This window comes from Pseudomonas tehranensis (assembly GCF_014268615.1).
GTDB classification, from domain to species: domain Bacteria; phylum Pseudomonadota; class Gammaproteobacteria; order Pseudomonadales; family Pseudomonadaceae; genus Aquipseudomonas; species Aquipseudomonas tehranensis.
Map to the genome: position 1 here is coordinate 1 of NZ_JABWQV010000269.1, position 6,274 is coordinate 6,274.

Sequence of the window (6,274 nt, forward strand, 5' to 3'; positions counted from 1 at the left end):
AGCGGGAGCAAGCTCCCTCGCCACGGGGTTCATTGTTTAGCCGCACTTCTCTTCAGTGCAAAAAAGTATCAGCGCAAGTGCGACGGATGATTTGTCACGCCGTCGATTGAGGGCTGTAATCAGCGCACATTCTTCCCTTCATCCGGAAGACACAAAAACAATAACTGTCCTTCCGCAGCCTTTGGGCGCGGAAAAGGAGTGCGCGATGAAACCTTCGGTAAAAGCTCTGCTTGTCTCCACCTGCATGACCCTCAGCAGCGTCAGTTTCGGCGCACAGACCCTCACCATTGCCACCGTCAACAACAGCGACATGATCCGCATGCAAAAGCTCTCGAAGACCTTCGAAGCCGAGCACCCGGACATCAAGCTCAATTGGGTGGTGCTCGAAGAAAACGTCCTGCGCCAGCGTCTGACCACCGACATCGCCACCCAGGGCGGGCAGTTCGACGTGTTGACCATCGGCATGTACGAAGCCGCACTTTGGGGTGCCAAGGGCTGGCTGGAACCGATGAAGGATTTGCCGGCCAGCTATGCCCTGGATGATATTTTTCCGTCCGTGCGTGAAGGCCTGTCGGTCAAGGGCACGCTCTATGCCCTGCCGTTCTACGCCGAAAGCTCGATCACGTACTACCGCACCGACCTGTTCAAGGATGCCGGGCTGAGCATGCCCGAACATCCAACCTGGACCCAGATTGGTGAGTTCGCGGAAAAACTCACCGACAAGACCAAGGAACAATATGGCCTGTGCCTGCGTGGCAAAGCCGGTTGGGGCGAGAACATGGCACTGATCACCACCCTGGCCAACGGTTATGGCGCACGCTGGTTCGATGAGAAGTGGCAGCCGCAATTCAATGGGCCGGAGTGGAAAGAGGCACTGAATTTCTACGTCGACAACATGAAGAAGTCCGGCCCGCCGGGCGCGTCCAGCAACGGCTTCAACGAAAACCTCGCGCTGTTCAACAGCGGCAAATGTGCGATCTGGGTCGATGCCAGCGTGGCCGGTTCGTTCGTGACCGACAAGACCCAAAGCAAGGTGGCCGATCACGTTGGCTTCACCTTCGCCCCCCACGAAAAAACCGACAAGGGTACCTCGTGGATGTACTCCTGGTCGTTGGCCATCCCGGCCAGTTCCAAAGCCAAGGAAGCGGCCACGGTCTTTACCACGTGGGCAACGTCCAAGGAGTACGGCCAATTGGTCGCCAAGACCGACGGCATCGCCAACGTACCACCAGGCACACGCACCTCGACCTACAGCGACGACTACATGAAGGCCGCGCCGTTTGCCAAGGTGACCCTGGAGTCGTTGAAAGTCGCCGACCCGAAAGCGCCAACCCTCAAACCTGTGCCCTACGTGGGCATCCAGTTGGTGACCATTCCTGAGTTCCAGGCCATCGGCACCCAGGTGGGCAAGTTCTTCTCCGGCGCACTGACCGGCCAGCAAACCGTGGACCAGGCGTTGACCGCTGCGCAGTCCACCACCGAACGCGAGATGAAGCGCGCCGGGTATCCCAAGTAATCCGCTCTCGCCTCCTGTGGGAGCGAGCCTGCTCGCGATGAGGCCGGCACATTCAATATTGATGTGACTGATAAATCGCTATCGCGAGCAGGCTCGCTCCCACAAGGGTTCTCCGTAGGCTCAGCAAAAAAATCGGTTCAATGCCATGAATAGCTCAACGACAACCGCCAAAGCGCCCATCGAGATTGCCCCACCGGTTCGCAAAAGCCGCCTGGCCAACCCCGGCTGGTTCCTGGTCAGCCCCTCGGTGGCCATATTGCTGCTGTGGATGATCGTGCCACTGGGCATGACCGTCTACTTCTCGCTGATCCGCTACAACCTGCTCTACCCCGGCGAAAACGAATTCGTCGGACTGGAGAACTTTGAGTACTTCCTGACCGATTCGGGTTTCATGCCCGGCGCCACCAACACCCTGCTGCTGGTGGGCAGCGTGTTGCTGATCAGTATCGTGCTCGGGGTGTTGATCAGTGCGCTGCTGGAGGCCAGCGAGTTTTTTGGTCGCGGCATCGTGCGGGTCTTGCTGATCTCACCGTTCTTCATCATGCCCACCGTGGGCGCGCTGATCTGGAAGAACCTGATTTTCCACCCGGTCTCGGGCATCCTCGCCTCGGTGTGGAAACTGTTCGGCGCGCAGCCGGTGGACTGGCTGGCCCACTACCCGCTGCTGTCGATCATCATCATTGTGTCCTGGCAATGGTTGCCCTTCGCGATCCTGATCCTGATGACGGCCATGCAGTCCCTCGACCAGGAACAGAAAGAAGCTGCGCGCCTGGATGGCGCGGGTCCGATCGCGATTTTCTGGCACCTGACCCTGCCCCACCTGGCTCGCCCGATTGCGGTGGTGCTGATGATTGAAACCATCTTCCTGCTGTCGGTGTTTGCCGAGATTTTCACCACCACCAACGGTGGCCCCGGCTACGCCTCGACCAACCTCGCCTACCTGATCTACAACCAGGCGCTGGTGCAGTTCGACGTTGGCATGGCTTCGGCCGGCGGCTTGATTGCCGTGGTGATTGCCAATATCGCCGCCATCATCCTGGTCCGGATGATCGGCAAAAACCTCACTGACAAGAACTGAGGCCGCAGCCATGACACTTCAACAATCCCGTCGCCTGCAAAGCCTGCTGCTGGGTACGCTGGCCTGGGCCATCGCGATCCTGATTTTCTTCCCGATCTTCTGGATGGTGCTGACCAGCTTCAAGACCGAAATCGATGCGTTTGCCACGCCGCCGCAGTTCATCTTCACGCCGACGCTGGAGAATTACCTGCACATCAATGAGCGCAGCAACTACTTCAGCTTCGCTTGGAACTCGGTGGTGATTTCCTTCAGCGCCACCGCCCTTTGCCTGCTGATCGCGGTGCCGGCGGCCTACTCCATGGCGTTCTATGAAACCCAGCGCACCAAAGGCACGTTGCTGTGGATGCTCTCCACCAAAATGCTGCCGCCGGTGGGCGTGCTGATGCCGATCTACCTGCTGGCCAAGAGCTTTGGCCTGCTGGACACGCGGACTGCGTTGATCATCATCTACACCCTGATCAACCTGCCGATCGTGGTCTGGATGATTTACACCTACTTCAAGGACATTCCCCGCGACATCCTTGAAGCCGCGCGTCTGGATGGCGCCACGCTGTGGCAGGAAATGGTGCGAGTGCTGCTCCCCATCGCCAAGGGCGGACTGGCCTCCACCGTGCTGCTGTCGCTGATCCTGTGCTGGAACGAGGCGTTCTGGTCGCTGAACCTCACCTCGTCCAAAGCCGCGCCGCTGACGGCCCTGATCGCCTCCTACTCCAGCCCCGAAGGTTTGTTCTGGGCCAAGTTGTCGGCCGTCTCGACCCTGGCCTGCGCGCCGATCCTGATTTTTGGCTGGATCAGCCAGAAACAGCTGGTGCGTGGTTTGTCCTTCGGCGCCGTGAAATGAATCGCCAAAAGATCGCAAGCTTCGCCAGCCCTGTAGGAGCTGTCGAGTGCAACGAGGCTGCGATCTCTCTCCAGCCCAACTGAATAAATGACAAGTGGAGGCCCATCATCATGGCCAACCTGAAAATCAAGAATCTGCAAAAAGGCTTCGAAGGTTTCTCCATCATCAAGGGCATCGACCTTGAGGTGAACGACCGCGAGTTCGTGGTCTTCGTCGGCCCGTCTGGCTGCGGCAAGTCCACCCTGCTGCGGCTGATCGCCGGCCTGGAAGAGGTCAGCGACGGCACCATCGAACTGGACGGCCGCGATATCACCGAAGTCAGCCCAGCCAAGCGCGACCTGGCGATGGTGTTCCAGACCTACGCGCTTTACCCGCACATGAGCGTGCGCAAGAACATGTCCTTTGCCCTGGACCTGGCCGGTGTGCCCAAGGCCGAGGTCGAGAAGAAGGTCAACGAAGCGGCGCGCATCCTCGAACTGGGGCCGATGCTTGAGCGCAAGCCCAAGCAGTTGTCCGGCGGCCAGCGCCAACGGGTGGCGATCGGCCGGGCCATCGTGCGCAACCCGAAGATTTTCCTGTTCGACGAACCGCTGTCCAACCTCGACGCCGCCCTGCGGGTGCAGATGCGCCTGGAACTGGCGCGACTGCACAAGGAGCTGCAGGCGACGATGATCTACGTCACCCACGATCAGGTCGAAGCCATGACCCTGGCCGACAAGGTGGTGGTGCTCAACAGCGGGCGCGTCGAACAGGTCGGCTCGCCGCTGGAGCTGTATCACCAGCCGGCCAACCTGTTTGTCGCCGGGTTCCTCGGCACGCCGAAAATGGGCTTTCTCAAAGGCAAGGTCACGCGGCTTGAAGGCCAGGGCTGTGAAGTCCTGCTGGATGCCGGCACCCGGATCAGCCTGCCCCTGAACGGGGCCAGCCTGAGCGTCGGTGGCGCGGTGACCCTGGGGATTCGCCCGGAGCATTTGAACCTGGCGCAACCGGGCGATTGCACGCTTGAGGTCACCGCCGATGTCAGCGAGCGGCTGGGCAGCGATACGTTCTGTCACGTTGTGACCGCGTCCGGCGAAGCCTTGACCATGCGGGTGCGCGGCGATCTGGCGAGCCGTTTCGGTGAGCAACTGAGCCTGCACCTGGATGCTGAACACTGCCACTTATTCGATGCCGAGGGCGTGGCGGTCACCCGTGCGCTGCGCGTCGCCGCCTGATTGCCGAGACTTGTGATGAAACTCAACCGACAGAACCTGCACAACCTCAACCCCGAGGTCGCCCTGCCTGCTTACTCCTTGAGCGAGGTCAGCCAGGGCATTGCCCACATTGGCGTCGGCGGCTTCCACCGCGCGCACCAGGCTTATTACACCGACGCCCTGATGAACACCGGCGAAGGCCTCGACTGGGCCATCTGCGGCGTGGGCCTGCGGGCCGAAGACCGTCGTGCCCGGGATGACCTCGCCAGTCAGGACTACCTGTTTACCCTGTTTGAACTGGGGGACACCGATGACACCGAAGTTCGGGTGATCGGTGCCATCAATGACATGCTGTTGGCCGAAGACGGCGCCCAGGCGCTGATCGAGAAACTGGCCGATCCGAACATCCGCATTGTCTCGCTGACCATCACCGAGGGTGGCTACTGCATCGACGACAGTAACGGCGAGTTCATGGCCCACCTGCCGCAAATCCAACACGACCTGGCCCATCCTGACCAACCGAAGACGGTCTTCGGTTTCCTCTGCGCGGCCCTGGCCAGGCGCCGCGCGGCCGGCACTGCGGCATTCACCCTGATGTCCTGCGATAACCTGCCCCACAACGGCGCTGTCACCCGCAAGGCGCTGCTGGCATTCGCCGCGTTGCGCGACCCCGAGCTGGGCCAATGGATCGACCGCAACGTGAGCTTTCCAAACGCCATGGTTGACCGCATCACCCCCATGACCAGCGGTGCCCACCGGCTGCAATTGCATGACGAACATGGGATCGACGATGCCTGGCCGGTGGTCTGCGAGCCGTTCGTGCAATGGGTGCTGGAAGACAAATTCGTCAACGGTCGCCCGAACTGGGAAAAGGTCGGCGTGCAGTTCACCGATGACGTCTCGCCCTATGAAGAGATGAAAATCAAGTTGCTCAACGGCAGTCACCTGGCGCTGACCTACCTGGGTTTTCTCAAGGGTTATCGCTTCGTCCACGAAACCATGAACGATCCGCTGTTCGTGCGTTACATGCGTGCCTATATGGACCTGGACGTGACCCCGCAGCTGGCACCCGTGCCAGGGATCGACCTGACCGACTACAAGAACACCCTGGTGGAGCGTTTTTCCAACCAGGCGATTGCTGACCAGTTGGAGCGGGTGTGTTCGGACGGCTCGTCGAAGTTTCCCAAATTCACCGTGCCGACCATCAACCGCTTGATTGCCGACGGCGGCGAAACCCGTCGCGCGGCGCTGGTGGTGGCGGCCTGGGCCGTGTATTTGAAAGGCGTGGACGAAAACGGCGTGAGCTACTCGATCCCGGACCCGCGGGCGGCGTTCTGCCAGGCGCTGGTGGCCGACGATGCGCTGGTGACCCAGCGACTGCTGGAGGTAGAAGAGATTTTCGGTACGTCCATCCCCCACTCGCCCGAGTTCGTGGCAGCCTTCGAGTGGTGCTGCAACAGCTTGCGCGAACATGGGGTCACGCGCACGCTTGAGCGGGTGTTGGCCAACACGGACTAAACTGCCACGCGATCCGCTTCCGTGGCGAGGGAGCTTGCTCCCGCTGGGCTGCGCAGCAGCCCCTTGGATCTGCCTGAGACCGCCGGTTGTCAGGTTGATGGGGCCGCTTCGCGACCCAGCGGGAGCAA

At 60.7% G+C, this 6,274-nt stretch carries 5 protein-coding genes; all 5 read left to right on the forward strand.

Annotation, left to right across the window (positions count from 1 at the left end; genetic code table 11):
• The first annotated feature begins 205 nt into the window (after positions 1-205).
• Positions 206-1,516: an ABC transporter substrate-binding protein gene (locus HU811_RS23665; protein ID WP_092398114.1), complete on the forward strand. Its 1,311-nt coding sequence runs from the start codon at positions 206-208 to the stop codon at positions 1,514-1,516.
• A 145-nt stretch (positions 1,517-1,661) separates the two neighbouring features.
• Complete coding sequence (locus HU811_RS23670) at positions 1,662-2,594, forward strand: carbohydrate ABC transporter permease (RefSeq protein ID WP_092398112.1); 933 nt, start codon at positions 1,662-1,664, stop codon at positions 2,592-2,594.
• A gap of 10 nt (positions 2,595-2,604) precedes the next feature.
• Positions 2,605-3,435: a carbohydrate ABC transporter permease gene (locus tag HU811_RS23675; RefSeq protein WP_047229111.1), complete on the forward strand. Its 831-nt coding sequence runs from the start codon at positions 2,605-2,607 to the stop codon at positions 3,433-3,435.
• Between the two features lie 110 nt (positions 3,436-3,545).
• Positions 3,546-4,649: an ABC transporter ATP-binding protein gene (locus HU811_RS23680; RefSeq protein WP_092398110.1), complete on the forward strand. Its 1,104-nt coding sequence runs from the start codon at positions 3,546-3,548 to the stop codon at positions 4,647-4,649.
• A 15-nt stretch (positions 4,650-4,664) separates the two neighbouring features.
• Positions 4,665-6,146: a mannitol dehydrogenase family protein gene (locus tag HU811_RS23685; protein ID WP_186658386.1), complete on the forward strand. Its 1,482-nt coding sequence runs from the start codon at positions 4,665-4,667 to the stop codon at positions 6,144-6,146.
• Positions 6,147-6,274: the final 128 nt, after the last annotated feature.

Coding starts and splice junctions, on each gene's coding strand:
- HU811_RS23665 (WP_092398114.1), top strand. CDS start 206: ATGAAACCTTCGGTAAAAGCTCTGCTTGTCTCCACCTGCATGACCCTC.
- HU811_RS23685 (WP_186658386.1), top strand. CDS start 4,665: ATGAAACTCAACCGACAGAACCTGCACAACCTCAACCCCGAGGTCGCC.
- HU811_RS23670 (WP_092398112.1), top strand. CDS start 1,662: ATGAATAGCTCAACGACAACCGCCAAAGCGCCCATCGAGATTGCCCCA.
- HU811_RS23680 (WP_092398110.1), top strand. CDS start 3,546: ATGGCCAACCTGAAAATCAAGAATCTGCAAAAAGGCTTCGAAGGTTTC.
- HU811_RS23675 (WP_047229111.1), top strand. CDS start 2,605: ATGACACTTCAACAATCCCGTCGCCTGCAAAGCCTGCTGCTGGGTACG.